The following is a 22,128-nucleotide window of genomic DNA, read 5'->3' on the forward strand; positions in this document are numbered from 1 at the left end:
ACGAATTTGCTTTGTAAAATAACCTCTTGTAAAAAAAGAGTTTTTCAGATATAGAGACGCGAGTCCCTCCCACTGGGGACCCGCCTCCCCACCCGAAAAGGGTGGGGGCCATCCTCAGCCCTTCGCCATTAGGTATTTCTCCATGAACTCGGTAATATCCTTGATATTACGATTGATCATCTTTCTGAGTTCGGGAGGAATATTCTGGGATTTGATCACTCGATAATAGTTCAATGCATTCTTCAGCATCTTTCTTCGAGCAAACTCCTGAGCCTTGATCAGCATCGGTTTATACTTATAATATGAGTATTCCATAATACTGTAATTCTTAGAGAGCTTGAATGAGTGAGGTATCTTGCCGAAGTCGTAAGTAAGCGTTAAGAAGGGAGCATCATCCACTTCTGGAGGTTTAAGCTCCAGGATACCGTGGATCATCTTAGGCTCGTCGTCCTTGTCACCTCCTCCGGATTCAGGACGATCCTGTTCTAAAGGCTCGAGACCTCCGTCCAGGACTTCGATCTCTGGAGCCTCATCCGAAATCGATTGGGTCGGCGAGGGAGCAGCTCCCGCTTGCGGAGCCATAGGAGGAATCTCAGGAGTATATTCTTCCTGCTTATTCTCATCTACTGGATCAGGCAAATCGATCTTAGGAAGATCTACCGGACCTGGCGCTGCGGCTTCTCCTGCGGGAGCAGAAGCAGGAGCATCTGCAGGCTCTCTAAGAACCTTATCTTCCGGATCGGGAAGACGTATAGGAACAAGATCAACTTCTGGAAGAACTGCAGGCGCGTAGCCAGGCAATTGATCTGAAAGAGGATACTCAGGTCTCGGCCAATCTTGAGGAGCCGGTTCTTCTAAGGCCTGTCTTTCTCTTTCCTGTTGTTTCTCTTCTGCCTTCTGCTTGAGATAATCATCTCTCTGTTGAAAGAGATCTTCTTTTCTTCTATCCTGCTCGTCCCTTCTATCTTTACGAGTTCCACTATCTCCTCGTCTTTCTCCGCCGGCACGACGATCTTCTCCTGTTCTTCTATCAACAAGAGGAAGGTCCTTAAACTTCTCCCATTCATCCGTGAAGAAAGTATCTTCCGGAAGATCCATCTCACTTGGATCTAAATGATCCGGAGTAGATGGTTTCTGCGGAGCCTCGGGCGGCGGCTCATATCCACCTGGACCTTCTCCTGCTGGAGCTCCTGGTGGTGGTTGTGATGGAGGTGGTGGAGGAAAACCGCCAGTCCCTGAATAAGAAATAGGAGCGCCCGGAGGCGGAGGAGGCATCGGCCCCGAAGAAGGAGCGTACGAAATGATCTGATAAGAAACAGGGCCAGGAGGTAATTCTGCAGGTAAGCGTGGAGCCTCCGTTCCGGGAGGAGCTTGTATCTGGATAGGATTTCCAAAGCCTTGAGAAAGACTGTTTCCCATTGCCTGACTGATATCTTTGATCGCTCGTACAAGATCTCCCATAGGAATAGGAGGGCCTGAATAATTAGGGTCATCAGGAGTATATGTTTCTTCTTGAGGAGGAGACGTTAGGTGATCTTGAATCGCTTGGATATTATCATCTATCTTCTCGTTGATATCTTGATCGGGGATCCTAGCGTTAGTCCTCTTTAGGATCTCAAGCGCACCTAGAAAATTCTCCTTATCGACCAACGCTTCCGAATGAAGAAGAGGTCTTCTATGATGAGCGTAACGGGAATTATTCCGAATGATATCGTCGGTGCTGTGAGGAAGTTGGAGCTTTTCCTTCTTCTTTAAACCTGGGTAGTCGGGCTTTCCTTCTCCTGGAGAAGGCGGACTCCATTCTTGTCCTTCCGCTTGTGGTGCTTGTGGAGAAGAAGGTGCTCCTCCTTTAGAGGGGGCTTGGGCTTGAGGAGCCGAATCCTGCTCTCCAACGTTTACAAGTTTTCCTCTATCCGCTGCGGGTGCAGAACCTCCACCACCCGAAGCGCCCCCACCTGCTCCAGAAGATCCACCACCGGGTGCAGGTACGGAAGGTCCTTGAGATCTATTTGGATCTCGAAATAGAGTGTACGCTCCGGCTCCCGCCGAAAGCAATCCGAGTAATAAAAGAAGAGCCGTCATGAAAAGGTTCTTACCTATTATTTTCGACAGAGTATTACATCGTTCTTAAACAAAGTCCTTTATGATTTTAGGATTGACACCATGAATGTTAAGTAATAAGTTGACATATATGAAATCAACGGTTCGGGAAAACCTGAGTTTCGGGTCTAGTCCTGATAATCCGGACGGTCTGCAGTTAAAGATCACCTTTGACGAAGATACAAAGACCGCTTATGGTGACTACACGGTACCTGAGAAATTTCAAGGGTCTCCCGACGTAATTCATCCCGGGATCATTGCCACTATTTTGGACGAAATCATGGCCAAAATCAACGAAGCGATGAATTTTAAAACGACAACAGGCGAGTTAACGATCCGCTTTTTGCAACCTGCGCAAGTCAATCAACCATTGCATCTTCGCGGCTGGTTCGTAAAAAAGAATAAGAAAGTGATCGAAAACCGTGCTGAAATCGAGAATGAGATCGGCAAGATTGTAGCCCGCGGAAAGGGCAAATACATCGAGCTCGATTCCTGATCCAATAACGGAATACTACAAACCCGCCGATGTGGTGGAATTGGTAGACGCACTGGATTCAAAATCCAGCGAGGGCAACCTCGTGTCGGTTCGACTCCGACCGTCGGCATGGGTTTTCTATTCTCTCCTCAAGACCCCCGAATCGCCTCTTCAAAGGCATCCTTCTCAATCCGATCAATCGCTTCCAAAACAAGATCCATTTCTTCTCTGCTCATTCCTTCGAATAATTCCTCTCCCTTTGTGAGAATTCCCACACCCAAAAGGATCCCATCGACTTCTTGTTCAGTATAAGTCTTTGGCTTGGATCTCATGGTATTGACGACGGCTTCCATGAGTTGTTTGATCTTATTTAAAAGCTCTCTGTCGGATAGAGTCCGAAATAGTTTCACTATATCTTCTCTGAATTGGTCCGCGTCCTTTTTAGGAACGGAAGCAAGTACCTTAGAGAATATATTCGGATCTTGCAGATCGCTTCCTTCGCTTAACAATTTCTTAGATGCGACAAACATGATCTCTTCGAAACGCTGGGCAGTTACATAGGAATGCAATGCGGCAAATCCCGCTTGAAAGGCGGATTTCAAATGCCTTCCCAATTTAAAAACCGCTGAACTGAGAGATCCGAGCAACCCGAAGACCTTGGATGGAGAATGAACAAATCCTGCTAAGGATTCAAAAGCTCCGTTTAACTTTTGCCTACCTTCCCATTCCGGATACAGAAGCTCCAAGAAATATCTCACGAGAAGATCTACTCTTTCTTTAGGAATAGAAACAAACCTCGGATACTTGGAAATATTTTGGACGGAATATCTTCTCTTTAAAGCTTCTCTGTAAGCGAGTATGAGTTTGGGAAACTCAGGTTCATTCCATAAAGCGCTCATTCTTAGGATGATTTTTTATAGGAATGTATGTTGGAAAACTAGTTTTTAGTAACTACCTCTTCCATTCCAAACGTAAAAGTTCATACTCAGCCGAATTTGCCTCCTGCAAAGCCTTTTGTAATTGGGGAAGGATCCAAGGCTTCGCTTCTTCAGTAAATGTAGTTCTTGCCTTCCAATTATCCTCAAACATTCTTTTATAATATTCTTTTGGATCGACCCTAACGATGAATTGAATGCTTTGTATTTTCTCTAACTCCTCCTTCGAAAGGCTCACTTTTAAGAAAGATGTCTCTCCCGGAGAAAGTCTTGTATCGTAGATCTCATTTTGTAACTCCAGATCCAACATCCAGCCGATCGTTGCCGTTTTTAGCCTCTGGGATTTTCCATTCTTATAATTGGCATTCATTTCTAAGTATACCTTTGGCACCGAATACGTAGGAAAGGAATGCCCTACTCCTTCATTCTTTAGAGCCGCAATGAATTCACCTCCTTCTTCTCTTGGCAAGAAATCCAGACTTGCATTGATCCCTCTTCTTACCATCTCAGGATCAGATATCCCCTTCCATTCATGCTTTCTATCAGGCATATGACAGTTTTGGCATTGGACCTTTTGAGCGGCAAATTTCGAGGTCTTCCATTGGCCGTACACGTCCATAAGCTTCTTTCCGTTAATCTTTCTTCCGGTTTCGGGAGATTGATGGCAGGACTTGCAAAATTCTGATTCTTCGAATTCCTTTCGAGAGTGGAAGCCCCCATGAGATATATTTTGATTTTGTAATATATGACTTTCCCCTTCTCTCCTTGGAGGTCCATACACTTCTCCTTTACGAAAATGACAGCTAAAGCATTGCACTCCTTCCTCTGCGATCCCTGTCTTCCAGGTGGAAGCTTCAGCCTTCTCCCAGCCTAAGCGCTCATACCAATACTGTTTCACTTCAGGATTGGATGCATGGCAGTTAAAGCAATTCTCCGAAGAATGTTTTCCTAATTTAGGCAATTGCCAAAGAAAACCCGGGCCCAAGGCCCGGGAATGAAGAGTCGCCTTCCAAGAACCATATTGCCGGGGATGGCAAGTCCCGCAGGTCGCGGGGCTTGGTTCTAGTTTAAGCGAGCCTTGGGATTCGAGGGGGAATGCCCAATGCCGTTGATGAAAATCCTCTTTCTTACATGCGATGAGAAAGAAGAGAACCGCTAAGATCGCGGTCCAAGGAAGAAGTTTTATCCTCCGCAAGGGTTGCCTCCGCCCCCACCACCGCCGGTATTTCCGCCGCCGCTGCGCCCTCCACTTCCTGAAGAAGCAGAGTTCACTAGATATTTTTTGTCTTCCGTAATGATTTCGTTTGTTCCTTTCGCAAAGCTACGCGCAGGAGTAAAATACGTATTAAGATTTGCTATATTATCATCCGTTAATCCGCTCTTTCCCACATTGTAGGTGATCGAATTGGTGATGATGCTCCTGTCGGTGCGCCAAGGAGAGTTTGCGCTTAGATTCGACCATGCTTGGTCTCCATCATACGCAAGTGTTCCCCATTCCACCCAAGACCCATCGTAAAATCGAGTCGGATACCCTAGAATAGCGAAGGTGGCAAACCCAGTGATCGCCGATCTTACATTCGTTCTGCAATAAGTGATGATGGTTTGTCCTTCCGTAAATCCGTTGCTACTCAATAAGGCTGCGAGTGTTGACTTTGATAAAAATTCCTTATTTGAATCTACGAAGCTTGTGAAAGGAATATTCTTCGCTCCATTAATATGACCTTCGTACGATGTATAGCAATTCGGAGTATTGTTGCAGGTATAATTGGAAGGCCCACTCGTCGTGCCTGTCCCATCATATTCTGCTGGAGTCCTCGCATCCAATAAGAAGACTCCTCCTTCTGGCACTGCAGTTGAATTCTCGAAAGTAGGTTCGGTAATCCCTTGCACTGCGTTAAACACATCTGCAAGAGTCGCTTGGATGATCGTATGATCCCTATGCAGATCTCCGATCTTACCGGCGCCGCTGGAACTTGGAACGCTAAAGCTGAAACCTCCCGTAAGATCTCCTGAGGCAATCTTCGAGGAAACAGAACCGTTTAGGACCGCAAGATGAGTTTTATCTACTCCCCAATAATATAGAGTGTACCAAGCTCTAAGAGTTAGCATTAGATTTCCGTCGGAAGCAATATCTTGAGCAAGAACGATAAGATCATTAGCCGGATTGATCCCAAAGAATTTCAAAAAACCGTCTATATTTTTTCCTTCCGGAACAATGGTCTCCGTATCCAAGACACCATTAAATCTTGTCTGTCCATAAAACGTATAATCGGAGGAAGCACTGGATGCTTGGTACACTTTGACATCCGTTTCCGGTCGGATATAAGAACCGGAGAAAGTTCCACCGCTGATCTGGAGTATGACAAGCTTTCCGGAGATGCCTGATGGGCGATTGGATTTCCAATTCGATCTCCAAGACTCGAGAGTCGTCGCAGTTATGAGTCCATACGTATTCAAGCTATAATCATCTTTCGATATAGACACTAGCTGCTCTGTATTGAATACATGCACCGGAGTAAGTAAGGCAAATTTCTCCGGAAGAGTGATGTATTCGGGGGCATTTCTACATCCCGAGTATAGAATGGGCAGAACAAAAAGGGCCCAACGCATTATAAATTCTGAATATTTCATTTTCTTCTCCTCATTATAAGTTGAACGGAAAATTGATCATGAATCCAAAAGTTCTCAAGATGGCCGTGTTGTAGCCGGAATAAGTATGGGAATAAAAGAAATTATAGTAATTTCCGTATTTATCCGTATACCCTAGACTCATCTCGAAATTATGATAGATCTCTTTTCTTCCCCAAGCCGGACGATCATGCTGAAGATAATAATCATACCAACTCGTGCCCAAAGCACCGATGGACGGAGGATCTATCTGAATCAGGTTCAAAGGAGGAGTTGCTCTCGGATCCGCAAACGCATAGCCGCCTTGACCGATCTGCCCCCTTGCTCCCACTATAAAGATAAATGAATCCATAAATCTTTTATAAAGCGCGCCATAGTATAGAAAATCATCCGGAACAGGTTTCTCTCTTTTGCGATAGCTGGTTTCACCCAATGCACCGAGTCCCCAAAAGTTGAAGTCCTTACCATAATAAATATTTAATTCTCCTCCGTTCGCTCCGTCTCCCAAAGCCTGAGGAGTTCGATCGTAGTCTCCCTTTTTGATCCCGCCGATCCTCACAGTAATCGTTGGGATCCAGATGGAATCGTGATCATATTCATCGATCACCTTATAACGAATTCCAGCCCGAGAATCCACGAATCCATATTTGTCTGGTTGCTCAGGAGAAGTCAGTGTACCGAAATATCGATTGATAAGCTGAGTCCTTCCTAATTTTCCGAAACCGGTCTGAATATCCATGGTGAGTCGATCCGTAATCCCGTATTCGAACGCGATCGCTCCTACGTTGATCCTTACATCATCATCGTAAGAAGCATGATACTTGCCCACAAAGGCGGAATCGTAAACGGAATTCACTGCGGTTGTCCGTACCCATAATTGTCTTTGATATGGTGCCCAAACCGTCTGTGCGAACAATTCGCCGAAAAAAACCGGTTGGACCAAGAATAGAAAGGAAAGAAAGACTCCCTTCTTAAATGAATATTTCATTATATAATAAATCCAGAATTTACTCTTTCTTCTCCTCCAACTTCACGTTGAAGCGGATGCTTACGAAGAATTCCAGAGCAGATATCTGCTCTTCCGATAATTTTCCCGCCAAGTCTTCCAGATTGACCCTTCCCTTTTCCGCATTCGGAAGAGAACCTTGCAGATATTCGAGTCTGTTCTTTTGGGTCTTAACTAGCTCTTCCTTCTTTGCGTCTAAAGCGACTTCTCCGTTATAAATAGCTTTCCCAAGATTAAATTTTTCTCTTTCCTTTCCCCTAAGTGCCTGCCCGGCAACGGAACCTCCTCCAAATCCGCCGGAAGCGAATAGAGGATCGAAAAATGACAAGAAGATCACCGTGACAACGGCGACTAAACGAAACGATTTCATGATTTACTAACCCCTCTTTTTTATGTTTTAGTAATATACCGAAGGCGAACACTCGCCTTCGGCTCTATGTTTCAGAGAATTATTGGTTTTTGTAGTTCCAGTCGTCCTCGAATACTTTCTTCGTAGTAATTCCTCCGGAATTGATACCGAAGTAATTTACTGTGGATTCTTTCACTCCGCTATTGTAGTGAGCTCCTGCGACTGGAGATGCATAAGTGCCGGTTTCTACCGCACCTTGCACATCAGGAGCAAAGTCATCCGGAACGGATGGATATACGTCTCCCGTAGTTACGTCCGCGTTGAAGTTTGTTGCAGATGGAAATGATCCCGCCAAGAGACCGAAGATACTCCAACCATCTTCCAAGAATGTGGTAGGACGTCCCAAGATGAGAGAAGTGGTAAGACCACTTGTTTGGCTACGTGTGTTTGTGCGGCAGTATTGAAGAACCGTCTGTCCTTCTTGCCATGCGGATGCTCCTGTATTCGGACCACCAGTAGTTCCGTAATTGTCCCAAAGATCCTTAACTGCAGCCTTGCTCTTGAACTTCAGAGTAGCAAAGGTTCCGACCGCAGATGTGCCGTATGCGTATGCATTATCTAGTGTGCTGCGATCCACAAAGTTATAGTGAGGAACGAATACTGCACCTTTCAGGTGACCTTCGAAAGCAATTGCGCCTCCTCCTGTTAAGGTGGTTCCAGTCGCATTCTCCGCACCAGCATACTCTTGGTAACCTGCGGAAGCAGTGTAAGTGCTCGGATCATCAACAGTATTTTTTGTCCGAACGTCTGCAATCAGCACGTTCTTAGAAACTCCTGCAACACTATGGTTACCATTGTTCTTAGCGATATCGATGATATCCTGAACACTAAGAGCCAACACTCTGTTATCCACATGCTTCAGTTGTTTAACAGAGAAGGTTCCATCCAATGGAGGAACAGATGCATCCGAATCGTTTCCAAGTTCAGACTCAGGGAACTGGCCTTTGATGCTTCCGTTCAGGACTGCAAGGTGAGTGTTGTCCACACCCCAGTACTTGGAGATATAGTGCTGGTGACCGATGGATCCGTAATTGTCTCCGTTACCACTTGCAAAAACAATTAAGTCCTTAGTAGGATCGATGCCGTAAGTCTGAAACCAAGCGTCGATATTCGCTCCGCTGATAATTCCGAAACCGCCGGTAGATGCATTCCCGCCAGGAATAGAAATCGTACCGTTGCTTCTTGTTTCACGGAAAGTCTTCCACGAATATTGCGCAGGAGTATTTCCATCCACCGCAACGAAGACCTTCACTCCAGTTGTAGGAAGAATTAAGCTCTTGTTCGAATCAGTTCCCACACGGTTCGCTTGGTAGATCACCAAGTTACCCGTAATACCTGCAGGCTTATTCGCGGACCAATTGCTTACCCAAGTTCTGAGAGTTGTCGAAGAGATCAGACCGTATTTGTTGTCGTCGTAATTGTCAGAAGATTCCACCACCAGATCAGAAGCAGAAGAAACCTTAACGCCGGTTCCTCCACCAAGACCAAGAGCGGCTAATCCTGCACTACTGCCACCGCCTCCTCCGCCACAGTTCCCAAGTAATCCCAGCGAAACTGCTAGGAGGCTCGTATATATAAGAGTGTTTTTCATTTTGTTTTCCTCGATAGCTGGTCCGGTCGGGCTTCCCTCGTTTCTCTCCACTGCGGACTCTTACGACTGAACTTGGAAAACAGGTTCGTTAATACAAAGTTTATTTCACTATAATGAACATATTATCCGTTTAATTGAATAATATTTTAATATGAAGATCAAATTATTAAATAGAACGAAGTCTAGGGATAAGAGGAATTTGGACCGATTTGGTCCGAAAGAAGAATTAACCCTTTAAATAAATGATCTTACTTCCCCATTTATAGAACAGATCCATTGAGATCGTAAGAAGGAGACCAAGAGCGAGTAACGTTCCTAGGAGGAATTTTTCCTTCTTCTCAAATCCAAGTCTTGCTCGGACAAGAAAGACAGAGATCCAAGCAGGATAGAATAAATTGGCAAATACCCGAGTGCTATCCGCAGTAAAGAAAGTCACAGCCAAGGTTGCTAAGCAAAGAAGAAGCATCAGGATCCTACGTCGGACAACGCTTTCTATCCAAAGGAATATAAGTCCATTCAAAAAAGAGAATAATGTCAAAAGAAGAAGACTCGTATGCATAGAATACCAAGTCCTTAGATCCAAGGACTGAGCCGTAGAAAGTCTTCTCTCTACGAGAGGAATGCCATACGAATAAAAAAGAAGAATAGAACTCAATCGTCCAAACAAAAGTCCGACTATCAGTACGATAAGAGAAGTCCTGTCCAGCTTCTTCTCAAAAAAGAATACGAATCCAACGAGTCCCGCAATTATAGAGAACTGATAAAAATGGGTCCACGCTCCTAGAACGCAGATCAGAAAAAGAAAAGAAAGATAGGAAACCTTCTTCTTTTGCAGATCCAAACGATCCAGACAAAGGATGAGAAGAATGGACCATAAAAACGTAAAATGATCCGGAAATCCGATCCAATTCGTTTGGATCAAAAATAAGGGAGACAGTAAAAGAAAAAGACCAAAGAATAAAGCGGCAAAGATACCCAAGCTATTCGCCGCATAAACTACGAGCAAAGTAGATGAGAAAAATAGAATATAAGAACAATATCTTTTAAATTGTTCCGGAGAAAGCTCCGCCTTGCTCAAATAAATATGATACGGAAAAAGAAAGGAATCCGAATCATATTCCGAAGACAGATCCGTTTTAGCCAAATAATAAAATCCGGAATTGATCACCTTGGATTGAGGATTGGACTTATATAAGAAATAAGAACCTTCTTTAAATACAAAGAAGAATAGAAAGCCGAATAAGATACTAATAAGTAATCTTTTATGATTTCGGATCTTATCTTTTAAATCGGAAAGAGGCAAAGACATTCCCAGGAAAGATGAACGGGAATATCGTGAAAGGAACGCTTAAGAATTGCAATAAACAAAAATAGATTTTCGCTTCTAAATTTTTCAATATTCAATCATCGGAAAGAGAAGAGGACCAAAGTAAAAGGGAATCTCTTTCCCCTAGATTCGCAAGCTCTTGTAAGTCCTTTCCTAAGAAGGTCATGGTATCCCCTTCTTCCAGATCGAACCATTTCCCTCCTACCTTCAATCTCAGGCTTCCGGATTGAAGCAGTAGATTTTGTCTCTGCTTAGATTGAGTTTTTGTAATAAAGGTCTTAGCCACTCCTGAGAAAAGACGGACCTCGAATAGTCTGACCTGAAACCTCGTTTCTTCATGCAAGAGAGGACGGATCTTGTAATTGCCGCCTTCCAATTGATTCTCTTCAGAGTCTTCTTTTCTAAAGATCTTAGGAAATTCCTCTTTGGAAAATTCCATCAAACTAGAAAGAGGAAGCCGGATCGCTCTGGAGATTTTCCACAAAAGCGCGATGGAAGGGGCAGCCTTGCCTGACTCCACCAAACTCAACATTCCTCGACTCACCTGAGAAAGCTCAGCCAGTTTCCCTAAAGAAAGGCCAAGTTCTTGTCTTCTCTTTCGAACCAAACTGCCAATGGATTGGATCAGTCCCCTTTCGATCGGATCGATAGTAGGCATTTCTTTTCCCTCCTTTTTACCCGAGTTTTGTTTCAGTTCCAAAGAAATTCTCTTATTTTTTGGAAATTTATCCAATTTATTATACTAAATATTTAAAATAATACAATAATATCAACTATATTAAACAGAATCAGGATTTTTAGAGTCTAAACTTCTATTTGGCGGGGAAGATGGAGTTCCTACCAAGTTTCTTAGCTCCAACCCAAGCTAGGAAACCAAGCCAGAGGAACGCAGAAACCGGAAGAAGGAGCCATTGCGGATGGGAATAATATCCCTTTTCCAGGACGGAAGCACAGTCCCCCAAATTTGCAAAATTCAAATACGCAAGTTGGCCAAGAAAGAGAAAGCACCAGGACGGGAGAAAGGATCTACGCACCCGAACCAAAAAAGGCAGCATCCAAAGTAAGTACCAAGCATTGACCACGGGAGAAAAGAAGAAGAATAGAAAGAAAATCGCTCCTATGCGTCCTTCAGGAAACTTGCTCCGAAACCTATATGATTCGAATGAGGATCGATCCTTATTGAAAGAAAGGAAATCTCCAAAACATAAGAAAAACAGAATGCTCCCCAAAACGATCCCAATCCAAGCGTATCTGGACGAATCACCGAAAAGAAACTTCAACCAAGAATATCCTAAGGGAAAGAACTCGAATCCGTTCACAAATTTGGAAACGATCCCGATATCCGTCTCCTTGGAATGAATTAGAAAAGGTAAGTAAGAGATCGCAATTGCAAGAATTGAAAATAGCAAACCGGAAGCAAAGGAACGAATGAAATTCCTTGCGGACCATATTCCTTGCCGCGTTAGATTTTTTATGGAGTAAAGAATCAGAAAAGGAAAGAGCAGGATTCCAAAATTCTTTGTAGCCAAACTGAATCCCCAAACAAAGAATCCGGTTTTTATTCTTCCCTTCTTTACTAATAGAAAAGAAAGGAACAACAAAAAGATCCCTAGAATATCAGGATGGCCGTTTAAAAAGACCTCCTTTAAAAGAATCGGATTCCAGAAATAGAGCATCCCGGAACTTCTTCCCAATTTTTTTCGGATAAGATAGAAAAGCCCGAGATCAGGAATGAGTAAAAAGAATTTTAAAGCCCAGAGTTTCCAGGGCAACAATTGATGTATTATAAAAAAGTAAATCTCGAGTATAGGACCGTAGATCGTAGGCCAATCCGGATGATTGATCCTGGATAAGATCTCGGAACGGATAGGATCCGGATCGGAAAAGAACATCTCCGGAGCAACTCCGTAAGGAGTTCCACCCTGGCTAGTTTGGAATCCATCCCAAAGATATCTAGCCCAATCATCTTCAAAAATAGGAAAAAGAAAAACTAACAATATCCTAACAAGAAGACTGAAAACAAATCCTAAGATCTCCGACTGTCTTGAGATCCTAAACTTAAACAAAAGTAGATATGCACTGGATAGAACAAAGAACCCAACGATGTAAGAAATCCCGCTAAGCTCCCTCTCTCGATTCAGGATCTCGAAACCTATGAAGATCGTAGAATAGAATAAAAAGAGGGGAAGCCAGATCCAAATTCCGGTTCCCAGTAACCGACTCCCCCTTCCCTTCGAATGTATATTTACCAATTTATTCTACTCATGCACAAGATTTTATCCAAAATAATCAGAATATCTATCCGTAATAGCAAATATAATCTGTTATATAGAATATTTCGTATTCTTTATTGACATTATGCAAAGCTCGCCTAGGTCTGTTGGAATGCAAGGATTTGTATCGCTGGTTTTCATTTTTCTAGTCTCCTCTTCTCTTTGGGCAACCGAGGATCGCGTCTCTGGACTTAGGGGTTGGTTCTTAGGAGCTCCCGAAGCATTGTATTTGTCCAAGCAAGGTGCGATATTCGTAGATGCCAGAGAAGGAATCAGTCTCTCTTCTTTTCCAAAATCGGTTTCCTTGGATTGGCAATCGATCTCTCGCAAGGATTCTCCTTTTCAAGGGAACCTTCTTCCAAAATCGGAAGCTAAGGAAGTCTTACACAAAAAAGGATTAAAAGAAGATAATATTATTTTAGTCTATGGAGACCCAGTCAATGGCTGGGGAGAAGAAGGAAGAATTGTATGGTCCTTGCGTTCATTAGGATTTTCTAAATCTTTTATCGTAGACGGAGGATATGGAGCAATCCGAAAGTCTTCCGGTTCCGCAATCCCTTCTCGCCCGGATCTACTCGAAAAGATCAAAAGCGAATCGAACGATAAAGGGAACCTGACCGCGGATGTTCAATTAGTCCGAAACAAACTGAAGGACAAGAAATCCATCTTTATAGATACGAGAGAAGAAAGAGAATTTTTGGGAGAGACTCCTTACGGAGAATCAAAGGGCGGACATCTTCCTGGAGCAAAATGGCTGTACTATAAACAACTCTTGGACAAGAATGGATATCTCTTGTCAGATTCTAAGATACTTCCCAAATTGCACGAGTTAGGAATCTCCAAAGATAAGACTGTGATCTCTTATTGCACAGGAGGAGTTCGATCCGGATGGATGACCTCCGTTTTAATTTCCCTAGGATACGATGCTAAGAATTACGCAGGTTCCATGTGGGAGTGGACTTCTCCTAAATTTGAAAATCATCCCTTGGTTTTAAAATAAGATCAACTGATGTCTCTTGCTCAAAAGAAAAAGATCTACTGGAGTCTAGGATTTTTATTTTTTTCCTTGGGAATCGCATATCTTCTTTGGCCGAGTCGAAGCCTAGAGCCTGTTTCCGTGAATCAGGTTTTTGCGAACGCACATTGGGCAAAGCCGATACCGAATCTTCCTCCTCTTGCAGGAGTGGGAGAAGTGCGTGCAGAGAATTGCGGCAGATGTCATACCGAAATCTATCAAGAATGGAAGACATCCACTCACGCTAACGCTCTTTCCGACATACAATTCCAATCGGAGCTTACTAAGTCTTCTTCTCCCAAATGGCTTTGCTTAAATTGCCATACTCCTGTAGCAAATCAGAGGGAGAATCTAGTCAACTATCTCCAGAACGGAGACTATAAACTTCCGATAGAAGAAAAAAATCCTCACTTCGATCCTAAGATGAAGGCAGAAGCGATTACCTGCGCTGCTTGCCATGTTCGCTTGGATGAACAAGGAAATTCTTATGTGATTGGGGCAAATGGAGAAACTAAACCACCGCATCCGGTTCGGATCCAACCTGAGAAACTAAGACAGCGCTGTTTAGATTGCCATAATGCGAATTATGAATTAGACGATCAGTTAGTCTGCGCGTTCAAGACTGGCAACGAATTACAAGCGTCTAAGGCGACTCATGGAAAAGAAACCTGCGGATCTTGTCACATGCAAGAAGTCCAGCGCAGATTCGTGAAAGCCGAATTAGGAACTCCAGTACGAAAGGCTCATAAACACGCTTTCATAGGAGGAGGAGTCCCTAAGAGATTCGATCTCTACCAGAAGCAAATTCCAGGAGGATATAGGATCGGGCTAAAAGTCGATCCTATCCGTTGGAGCTTCTTAAAGAATGGATTGGAATATTCAATTTCTATTAAGAACGAAAAGGCAGCTCATAATATTCCTACCGGAGATCCGGAAAGGTTTCTATTAGGAAGGGTCTCTATTTTGGATCAAAAAGGAAACCTATTGGAAAAGAAGGAAATCAAGTTCGGTCAGGAATGGGAATGGTATCCTAAGGCCAAAATGGTCTCCGATACGAGGATACTTCCCGGAGAGACAAAGAACTGGAAAGAAACCTTTACTGTTCATTCTTCTAATTCTCCGACAAGAATTGTTTTAGAACTTTATCATATTCGCCTAAAGGAATCCAATGCGGAGTACATGAGAAAAGGAAATGATCTGGCTACAGAAGAATTTAAGAGAAAGATCGCAAAAGTAGAAGAGCATTACCCCTTCTCCAGTCTCATCTACAAAGAAGAAGCCGATTTGCGGACCCAGAAAAGAAAATTGTATTCTCCTGAAGAATTGATACGAATATCCTCTAACCGAAGAGGAGAATGATCTTGCAACCGATTTGGTCATCGGCAAAATTCCTGATTCCTGCATTAAACGAAGAAGAAAGTCTTCCTGGCGTTTTGGATTCTCTTCTTCGTTTAGGAATTCGTCCCGATCAGATCTTAGTCTTGGACAACGGCTCCAAGGATTCTACGCCGAACATTGCCATCCAAGCAGGAGCGATCCTAATCCATGAACCAAGAAGAGGCTATGGGGCAGCTTGCTTGGCGGGCATCGAATTCTTGAAACGATCTGATGCTTCTCCCACTCATATCGTATTTTTAGACGCAGACGGTTCCGATGATACGAATGATTTGAAAGACTTGTTTTATCCTTTCGAAGAGAATACCGCCACTGATTTTGTGATCGGTTCCAGAACCCAAGGTAAGGCGGAAGAAGGTTCACTTTCCTTTTTACAAAAATTCGGCAATTCTCTTTCTTGTTTTTTGATCCGGGTATTTTACGGGGTTTCCTTTTCTGATTTAGGACCCTTCCGAATATTAAGATGGGATTCTCTTCTCTCTTTGGAATTAAAGGATCTTACCTGGGGTTGGAATCTGGAAATGCAAATTAAAGCTGTCCGAAAAAGAATGATTATAAGGGAAATCCCGGTACATTACGAAAAGCGAAAGGGAGGAAAATCAAAGATCAGCGGAAATTTGATCGGAAGTCTGAAGGCTGGTTTTAAGATCCTTTATATTTTCTTTAAGCTGACTTTCTTTACGAAAGCATAATAGAATTCCTATACTCTATTTCGGTCCAAAACAGAAGAATCCAATATTTTTCGGATCTTTCCCCAGCTATAAGGTCTTTTGAGATGATTTTCGGTTAACTCTAGCGATTTGGTATTCCATTCCGAAACTGTAATGATCCGATACTGGCTTTTTAGTTTTTCCCATTCGATTGCTTCCGATTCGCCTAGACAAATATCTTCATCTACAAAGACCATGGTTATCCCAGTCTGGCTCTCCAGAACTGCTTTAGATTCATAAATATCATAAGCATGTAGTATATCATATCCGGCTCTCTTGAGTAAGGCGCAGAGATAATTCTCTCCTTTTAGATTCTTCTCCACTACGAGCAATTTTCGATCCCTAACTTCAGGAGGATTCTCGTCTGTAAATAATTCGGGTTCTCTGGCTAAAGGAAGATATATCTCTATTGTAGTCCCTTTATTCAATTCACTGTGAATAGAAATGGCTCCATTGGACTGCTTTACAAATCCGTAAACCATTGGCATTCCAAGCCCAGTCCCCTTTCCTGTGTCCTTCGTGGTAAAGAATGGTTCAAATACTCTTTCTTGCGTAGCTGAATCCATGCCTGTTCCCTCATCCCTTACGGAAATTACACAGGCATCTCCCATTTCCAAACCTCCGAGAAGAGCATTATGATTTTCCCTTCCCGCAGGAGAAAATGCTACGTTGATAAGAATTCGGCCTCCCTTAGGCATCGCATCTCTCGAGTTCAAACATAGATTCAAGATCGCATTTTCCAGACCATTCTTCTCGAAAGAGCATAGCAAAGGAAAATCTTCGGAACAAAACTCCAAACTGACTATATCGTTCCGTATTTTGGAAACGATGGAAAGAAAATCGGAGACAACATGATTCACATCTGCGACCTCAGGATTTACGGCTTGTTTACGAGAGAAGGAGAGAAGTCTTCGATTTAATTCAGCGCCTCTTTGCACTGCATCCTGTGCAGAGAAGACTCGTTTTAACAATTCAGGTGTTTCTCTTAAATGAAGTTCCAGAAGATCCAAGTTCGCAAGAATGATATTCAGAAGGTTATTGAAATCGTGAGCCATTCCTCCTGCAAGCTGACCCACTGCTTCCATCTTCTGAAGTTGTCTCATGGAATCGTTCCATTCCTTTTCTTCAGTGATATCCTGCATAGTTCCGGAACTTCCGATCACATTGCCTTGCTTACTCAGGATGACTTCTCCCTTGACCATCAAGGTTTTTTCGCGACCTTCTCTTGTAATGATTCTTAGCTCAGCTTCTTCGAAAACACCTTCTACGACGAACTTTTCATAATTCTTTAATATACGTTCTCTGTCATCCGCATGAACGAACTCTATAAATTCTTCGAAGCTAGGCGCAGGAATCTTAGGATCCAAATCAAATATTTCATAAAGACCGGGAGACCAGGACAATTCTCCCTCAAATTCCATACTCCAGCTTCCCATTTTCGCGATCTTCTGGGCCTTTTGAAGTTGCTCTTTGTTTCGATTTAATTTGTCCGCAAAGGATTCCAAAGTCTGGAGAGAAAGTTTGTCTTCGGTGATATCTCTACCGATGCAGAATATGGTCCCCGAATCGGGAGACTGGACCATATTCCAAAATAAGTATCTAGTCCTTCCATCTTTCGTAATACAACGGCTCTCGAATCTTTCCTTAGATACTGTTGATATCTTTTGTTTCGTGATCTCCACGTCGTCAGGATGCAGGAAGTTCAATATATTTTTGTTAATTAGGTATTTTCTTTCGTAACCTAAAAGTTTACTGAATGCCGGATTCATCTTACGTATCTGACAATCCGAAGTAATAGTGAGAATAATATCGGAAGAAAGTTCTATCATCGCCTTTCTTTCCTCATCTGCAGCCCTTCTGCTTACGATCTCTGCAAATCGTTTGGAAACTACTTCGAGTAGATCCAAATATGCTTCTTCTTCGTTTAGTACTCTTTCGGAGAGAAGTTCTATCTCGTAAAATCTTCCGTTAGATATGATAGGAATTCCTAACCAAGATCGAAATCCGGAAGCGAGCGCCGCATTTCTTCTCTTTAGCTTATCATCTTTTTCTAGATCCTGAATAAAATAGAGTTCACCTGTATCATTTAGTATCTTAAGAATACCTTCTTTGCTATTGAACATTTTACCGACGGAGTCTTCTCTAAAAGAAATCTGGGTATCGGATGTATAAACATAAGGATCTCCATGATTGATATAAACCAATCCTTCTTTAGATCTCCAGATTTGTCCGAAAGTCCATTCAGTATTCTTAATTAATGTTCTAAGAGCCTTTTCAAAAGCGGAGCTCAACGTATCCGAAGTGGAAATATCCCAAAGAAGGCTTTCTCCTATGGTCCAAATAATCTCTCTTCTCTTTCTTTGAGTTATATCTATATAGTAGATCAGGAATCCTTCCGGACGAGGATAGATCCTTCCTTCTAACCAAATATTAGCAGGCTTGTAGAAGACCTCGAATGCTTGCGGCTTTGCAGTCTCTTTAGCTCTTTTATAGTTCGTTTCGAAGTCTGTCCCGAGCAGTCCCGGGAAATCTTTGAGCAGATTCTTGCCGATCAATTCTTCGCGAGGATGGCGAAATAGATTTTCGGCCTTTTCATTTATATATGTTAAATTCCAATTCGAGTCGGAGAAGATAAATGCATCCGAGATCGAATCTAATATGGGTCCGACCTCTTGGTTCGACTCAGGCAAGTTGCCTAAGGGGCCTTGCTTAGAAAATTCTTCGTTGCGACCCGTAGCCATTTCCTACCTACGTTGGTAGGCTTAGCCGAATTTGGAAAGGATTTCCGGGATTTTTTCGGGAGGAATTGGCCTAGAATAATAATAGCCCTGGCCTACGTCACATCCGGCTTCTTTCATCAATCTCTCAACTTCTGCAGTTTCGATGCCTTCCGCAACGACATTCATTCCTAACTTGTGCCCCAAATCTATGGACGCTTGACAAATAAATAACGATTCCCTATCCCTTGGGGAATCCATAACGAAGGATTTGTCGATTTTCAACTCAGTAAAAGGGAATCTATGCAATTGTTTCAGGGACGAATAGCCTGTCCCAAAGTCATCAATAGACAAGCCTATCCCCCGAATCCTCAATCTTGTTAGAATGTCTTGAGTGAATCGGATGTTTTCCAAGAAGCTTGTCTCCGTAATCTCCATTTGGAATTGGCTCTGCGGAATATTCTTATTCTTAATTTTAGAAAGAATCCTCTCCGGAAAATCCAACTCGGTCAATGTAACAGGAGAAACATTAACCGCTACACGAAGACTTCCCCCGTTTGCTTTCCAGATCCTTGTTTCGTCTAGAGCTAGATCGATGATCTTCTCCGTCATTAGATTCAAGATAGAAGTTTCCTTTTCCATGAGGGGAAGAAAGGAATCAGGAAATACGAGTCCAAGTTTGGGATGATTCCATCTGACTAGAGATTCGAAACCTTCTACCTTGCCGGTCTTTAAATCGAATTTAGGTTGATAATACAGTATGAATTGATTGGAATGAATCCCATCCAATAATTCTTCTTTTGTAAAAACGGGTCCTTCTTTGCCGCCGCCTCCGGCTTTCGCACGAGAAGAACTATCTTTCGCTTCCTTCTCGATCATTGCAGCGAGGATCCCTCGGATATCGGAGACTCGGATCGGCTTTTCCATAACCGCTACGATATTCAGTCCGTATTCTCCCGCCAATGTCTCAGCGCTATGAAGAGTCCTGCGATCCGCTCCAGAGATCAGGATCACATCCGGATGTACTTCCTTCTCAGATAAAGAGCGAATAACGTCCACTCCATCCATACCTGGGATCATAAGATCCAATATCACGCAATCAAAGCTTACATCTACTTTGTTTAGAAAATCGGGAGCAGTATGCGTGAGAGAAACCGAGAATCCGCAGTCTTCCGCAATCTCTCCTAAGATCTTGGCGATCTCTTCCTCATCGTCCAGGATCAAAAGTTTCTTTGCGTTCTTAGGATCCGTCATGCTAGATCTTCTCCAATCTTACGAACCGCTTCCTTCAAAGCCATTTTAGTATAAGGCTTACGAATAAATGGAAATCCATTCGATATTTCGAATTCCTTCGGATCGTTAGACGAAGTAAGTATGACTCTTTGAGCACCGAATCGACCCAACTCGGTTTTGATATCTACGCCTTTCGATTTCGCCAACTGGAGATCCAATAATACAAAAGAAATATTAGAATCTCCCGAGAAGAAATGAGTGAGACGTTTTATATCCGAGGTTAGAAGGGGCTCGAAGCCCAATTCTCTTAAATACACTCCAACAAGCTCCGCGGTCTCCCGATTCTCTTCTATCACCAAGGCCTTTTTTCTAACCGAGGAGTTTTTATGATCGATAGAGAGTGAGATCTCTTCCGAAGAATTTTTCAGAAGAGGCAGAAAGATCAAAAAACTGGAGCCGTAATCCGGCACAGTGATCACTTTCAAAAAACCGTTCGATTGTTTTACAAAACCATAAACCATGGTCAATCCTAAACCGGTCCCTTTCCCTCCTCCCTTAGTGGAAAAAAAAGGATCAAAGATACGGGCCTTAGTCGCGTCATCCATACCGGTTCCGGTATCTGTAACAGTGATGAGACTGTAATCTACGGGTTCCAAACCTGAAATTCTAGAACCTGTTTCCTCTCCATTCCTCAAAAATCCTGAGGAAATATATATTTTCCCACCATTGGGCATGGAGTCTCTTGCATTCAAAGCCAGATTCAAGACAGCGTTTTCTAAACCGCTCTTTTCTATGTCGCAAACAAGCTTTTCGTCGGAGAATTCATACTCTATCTCTATCTTCTCCGTTCTAATCTGATCCAATATAGGACGGAAGTCCCTTAGGATCTGATTCACATCGCAAGGTTCCGGATTCAATGCTTGCTTTCTGGAAAATGCGAGAAGCCTCTTATTGACGTCCGCCCCTCTTTGAATTGCATCTTGAGCCGATCGAACTCTCTTGAGTAGATCCTCTGAATCCTTCAGTTTTAATTCTAGTAGATCTAGATTTGCTAATATTACGTTTAATAGATTATTGAAATCGTGAGCCATTCCGCCGGCGAGTTGGCCGATTGCTTCCATCTTCTGAGAATGTCTGAGACGTTCTTCCGTATTCTTTCTTTCGGTAGTGTCCCTTTCTATTCCCATCAAATGAGTAGTCACACCTTTCTCATTCGTGATCGGAAAGATATCCATCTCGATCCAGTATTCTTTCCCGTCTTTATCGTAATTGATTACTTCTGCAAAACAAGGCTGTCCCTTGGAAATGCTGTCTCTTATTGTAGCGAGAATCGCTCGGTCTGTCTTAGGTCCCTGCAAAATACGAGGGGTCTTTCCAATGACTTCTTCTCTCTTATAGCCTGTAAGCCTTTCAAATGCCTCGTTCACATAAACGATCTTAGGCCCGGGAGCGTCTATAGGATTGGCTTCCGTAATCAGAAAGATATCATTCGATCTTTCTATTCCCATCCGGAGAAGGTTCATCGACTCTTCATTCTTCTTATTCAGAAGAAGGACACGGATCGATTTATCTAACAGATCGAAATTTAAGTTTTCCTTAATTAGAATATCGGAAACATTTGCTTCCTTTCCTCTTAATGCCTTGCGAATCTCCGCATTCTCAACGATCAGGATCAAGGGGGGAAGGTAATAGTGATCCAAATCCTTCCTCGGGATCAGGCTTTTTCCTTCGCTGTGAGAAGCGATGATTATATCGAAAAATTCGGATGCTAGACGGGCCTCCGCTTCTTCCGCGTTAAACGCCCTCACCGAAAGGACATTACTCCCTTCGATCGCTCCCAGAAGACTCCGTATATCTCTATACTCATCTTCGCGATCTTCGATGATCAGAATCCGCCTTTGGACCTTCCAAAAGTCCATATCATAAATCCAAGCGCCAAATCATAATCTTAGGAGGGATTCGATCAATGAAAAAGCCAAAAAACATGTGCTCGGATTTGACGAAAAAGACTGTGTATACTGAACGAAAGAGGAAAGATCGGGGGATTTATTGGGAAAAAGAACTATTCCGGTTTTTCTAAAAACCGATTTTTAAGAATCATTCTGCAAGTGATCCCCAGGATCATTCGGAAAAGAACTGCAGGAAAAGCCTTCTACGCGGCGCAAAGGATCACATCCGCGTATGAGGCTAAGTATTTCGGTTAGAAGATTAGTTGGCTTTCTTGTTCGCGATGAACTTGGAGAGCTCTTCTCTGAAGGAATATTTCTTTTTTCCCATGAGATAACGGAATGCGCTCACGATCACGTCCGGACGA

At 43.1% G+C, this 22,128-nt stretch carries 17 protein-coding genes, 1 tRNA gene and 1 pseudogene; 5 read left to right on the top strand and 14 right to left on the bottom strand.

What is annotated here, in order from left to right; genetic code table 11:
* Nucleotides 1–114: 114 nt before the first annotated feature.
* Nucleotides 115–2,082, bottom strand: a complete 1,968-nt coding sequence (locus tag EHO59_RS11365; protein WP_135588065.1) for a hypothetical protein — start codon at nucleotides 2,080–2,082, stop codon at nucleotides 115–117.
* Between the two features lie 109 nt (nucleotides 2,083–2,191).
* Here EHO59_RS11365 and EHO59_RS11370 point away from each other — a divergent pair, with 109 nt between their 5' ends.
* Together EHO59_RS11370 and EHO59_RS11375 are read left to right on the top strand one after the other, a co-directional pair.
* A complete protein-coding gene (locus EHO59_RS11370; RefSeq protein WP_008595600.1) occupies nucleotides 2,192–2,596 on the top strand; it encodes a PaaI family thioesterase in 405 nt (134 codons plus the stop codon).
* 25 nt (nucleotides 2,597–2,621) lie between these two features.
* Nucleotides 2,622–2,705, top strand: a tRNA-Leu gene (locus EHO59_RS11375).
* Nucleotides 2,706–2,724: 19 nt separating this feature from the next.
* Here the strand turns inward: EHO59_RS11375 and EHO59_RS11380 are convergent.
* From EHO59_RS11380 to EHO59_RS11420, 9 genes are all read right to left on the bottom strand, one after another.
* Complete coding sequence (locus EHO59_RS11380; RefSeq protein ID WP_135588067.1) at nucleotides 2,725–3,474, bottom strand: hypothetical protein; 750 nt, start codon at nucleotides 3,472–3,474, stop codon at nucleotides 2,725–2,727.
* 52 nt (nucleotides 3,475–3,526) lie between these two features.
* Nucleotides 3,527–4,705, bottom strand: a complete 1,179-nt coding sequence (locus EHO59_RS11385) for a multiheme c-type cytochrome (protein WP_135588069.1) — start codon at nucleotides 4,703–4,705, stop codon at nucleotides 3,527–3,529.
* Nucleotides 4,693–6,141: a sulfurtransferase gene (locus EHO59_RS11390; RefSeq protein WP_246052864.1), complete on the bottom strand. Its 1,449-nt coding sequence runs from the start codon at nucleotides 6,139–6,141 to the stop codon at nucleotides 4,693–4,695. The genes EHO59_RS11385 and EHO59_RS11390 overlap by 13 nt, the downstream gene beginning before the upstream one ends.
* A 13-nt stretch (nucleotides 6,142–6,154) precedes the next feature.
* Nucleotides 6,155–7,126, bottom strand: coding sequence for a hypothetical protein (locus EHO59_RS11395; RefSeq protein ID WP_135588071.1), 972 nt, complete (start codon nucleotides 7,124–7,126; stop codon nucleotides 6,155–6,157).
* Between the two features lie 19 nt (nucleotides 7,127–7,145).
* Nucleotides 7,146–7,514: a hypothetical protein gene (locus tag EHO59_RS11400; RefSeq protein WP_135588073.1), complete on the bottom strand. Its 369-nt coding sequence runs from the start codon at nucleotides 7,512–7,514 to the stop codon at nucleotides 7,146–7,148.
* 79 nt (nucleotides 7,515–7,593) lie between these two features.
* Nucleotides 7,594–9,144, bottom strand: a complete 1,551-nt coding sequence (locus EHO59_RS11405) for a sulfurtransferase (RefSeq protein ID WP_135588075.1) — start codon at nucleotides 9,142–9,144, stop codon at nucleotides 7,594–7,596.
* Nucleotides 9,145–9,370: 226 nt separating this feature from the next.
* On the bottom strand, nucleotides 9,371–10,447 hold the full coding sequence (locus tag EHO59_RS18290) for a hypothetical protein (protein WP_246052866.1): 1,077 nt from the start codon (nucleotides 10,445–10,447) through the stop codon (nucleotides 9,371–9,373).
* A 97-nt stretch (nucleotides 10,448–10,544) separates the two neighbouring features.
* On the bottom strand, nucleotides 10,545–11,129 hold the full coding sequence (locus EHO59_RS11415; protein ID WP_135588077.1) for a helix-turn-helix domain-containing protein: 585 nt from the start codon (nucleotides 11,127–11,129) through the stop codon (nucleotides 10,545–10,547).
* A gap of 154 nt (nucleotides 11,130–11,283) precedes the next feature.
* Entirely contained in the window at nucleotides 11,284–12,723 is a 1,440-nt protein-coding gene (locus tag EHO59_RS11420; protein ID WP_135588079.1) for an MptA/MptB family glycosyltransferase, read from the bottom strand.
* Nucleotides 12,724–12,856: 133 nt separating this feature from the next.
* On the opposite strand from EHO59_RS11420, the gene EHO59_RS11425 reads away from it, so the two are divergent.
* From EHO59_RS11425 to EHO59_RS11435, 3 genes are read left to right on the top strand one after another with little or no spacing between them, the layout of a single operon-like run.
* On the top strand, nucleotides 12,857–13,744 hold the full coding sequence (locus tag EHO59_RS11425) for a sulfurtransferase (RefSeq protein WP_135588081.1): 888 nt from the start codon (nucleotides 12,857–12,859) through the stop codon (nucleotides 13,742–13,744).
* Nucleotides 13,745–13,753: 9 nt separating this feature from the next.
* A complete protein-coding gene (locus EHO59_RS11430; RefSeq protein ID WP_135588083.1) occupies nucleotides 13,754–15,118 on the top strand; it encodes a multiheme c-type cytochrome in 1,365 nt (454 codons plus the stop codon).
* Nucleotides 15,115–15,846 carry a glycosyltransferase family 2 protein gene (locus EHO59_RS11435; protein ID WP_425460231.1) on the top strand — a complete coding sequence of 244 codons (732 nt, stop codon included), beginning with the start codon at nucleotides 15,115–15,117 and terminating at the stop codon, nucleotides 15,844–15,846. Before EHO59_RS11430 ends, EHO59_RS11435 begins: the two co-directional genes overlap by 4 nt.
* Nucleotides 15,847–15,854: 8 nt before the next feature.
* Here EHO59_RS11435 and EHO59_RS11440 read toward each other — a convergent pair whose 3' ends face one another.
* From EHO59_RS11440 to EHO59_RS11455, 4 genes and pseudogenes are all read right to left on the bottom strand, one after another.
* A complete protein-coding gene (locus EHO59_RS11440; RefSeq protein ID WP_135588085.1) occupies nucleotides 15,855–18,605 on the bottom strand; it encodes a PAS domain-containing sensor histidine kinase in 2,751 nt (916 codons plus the stop codon).
* A 21-nt stretch (nucleotides 18,606–18,626) separates the two neighbouring features.
* On the bottom strand, nucleotides 18,627–19,835 hold the full coding sequence (locus EHO59_RS11445) for an EAL domain-containing response regulator (RefSeq protein ID WP_135588087.1): 1,209 nt from the start codon (nucleotides 19,833–19,835) through the stop codon (nucleotides 18,627–18,629).
* Nucleotides 19,832–21,733: a PAS domain S-box protein gene (locus EHO59_RS11450; RefSeq protein ID WP_135588089.1), complete on the bottom strand. Its 1,902-nt coding sequence runs from the start codon at nucleotides 21,731–21,733 to the stop codon at nucleotides 19,832–19,834. Before EHO59_RS11450 ends, EHO59_RS11445 begins: the two co-directional genes overlap by 4 nt.
* A 289-nt stretch (nucleotides 21,734–22,022) precedes the next feature.
* Nucleotides 22,023–22,128: pseudogene (locus tag EHO59_RS11455) on the bottom strand (NADH-quinone oxidoreductase subunit B family protein); the annotation flags it as partial.

It is taken from the genome of Leptospira semungkisensis, from assembly GCF_004770055.1.
GTDB classification, from domain to species: Bacteria; Spirochaetota; Leptospiria; order Leptospirales; family Leptospiraceae; genus Leptospira_B; species Leptospira_B semungkisensis.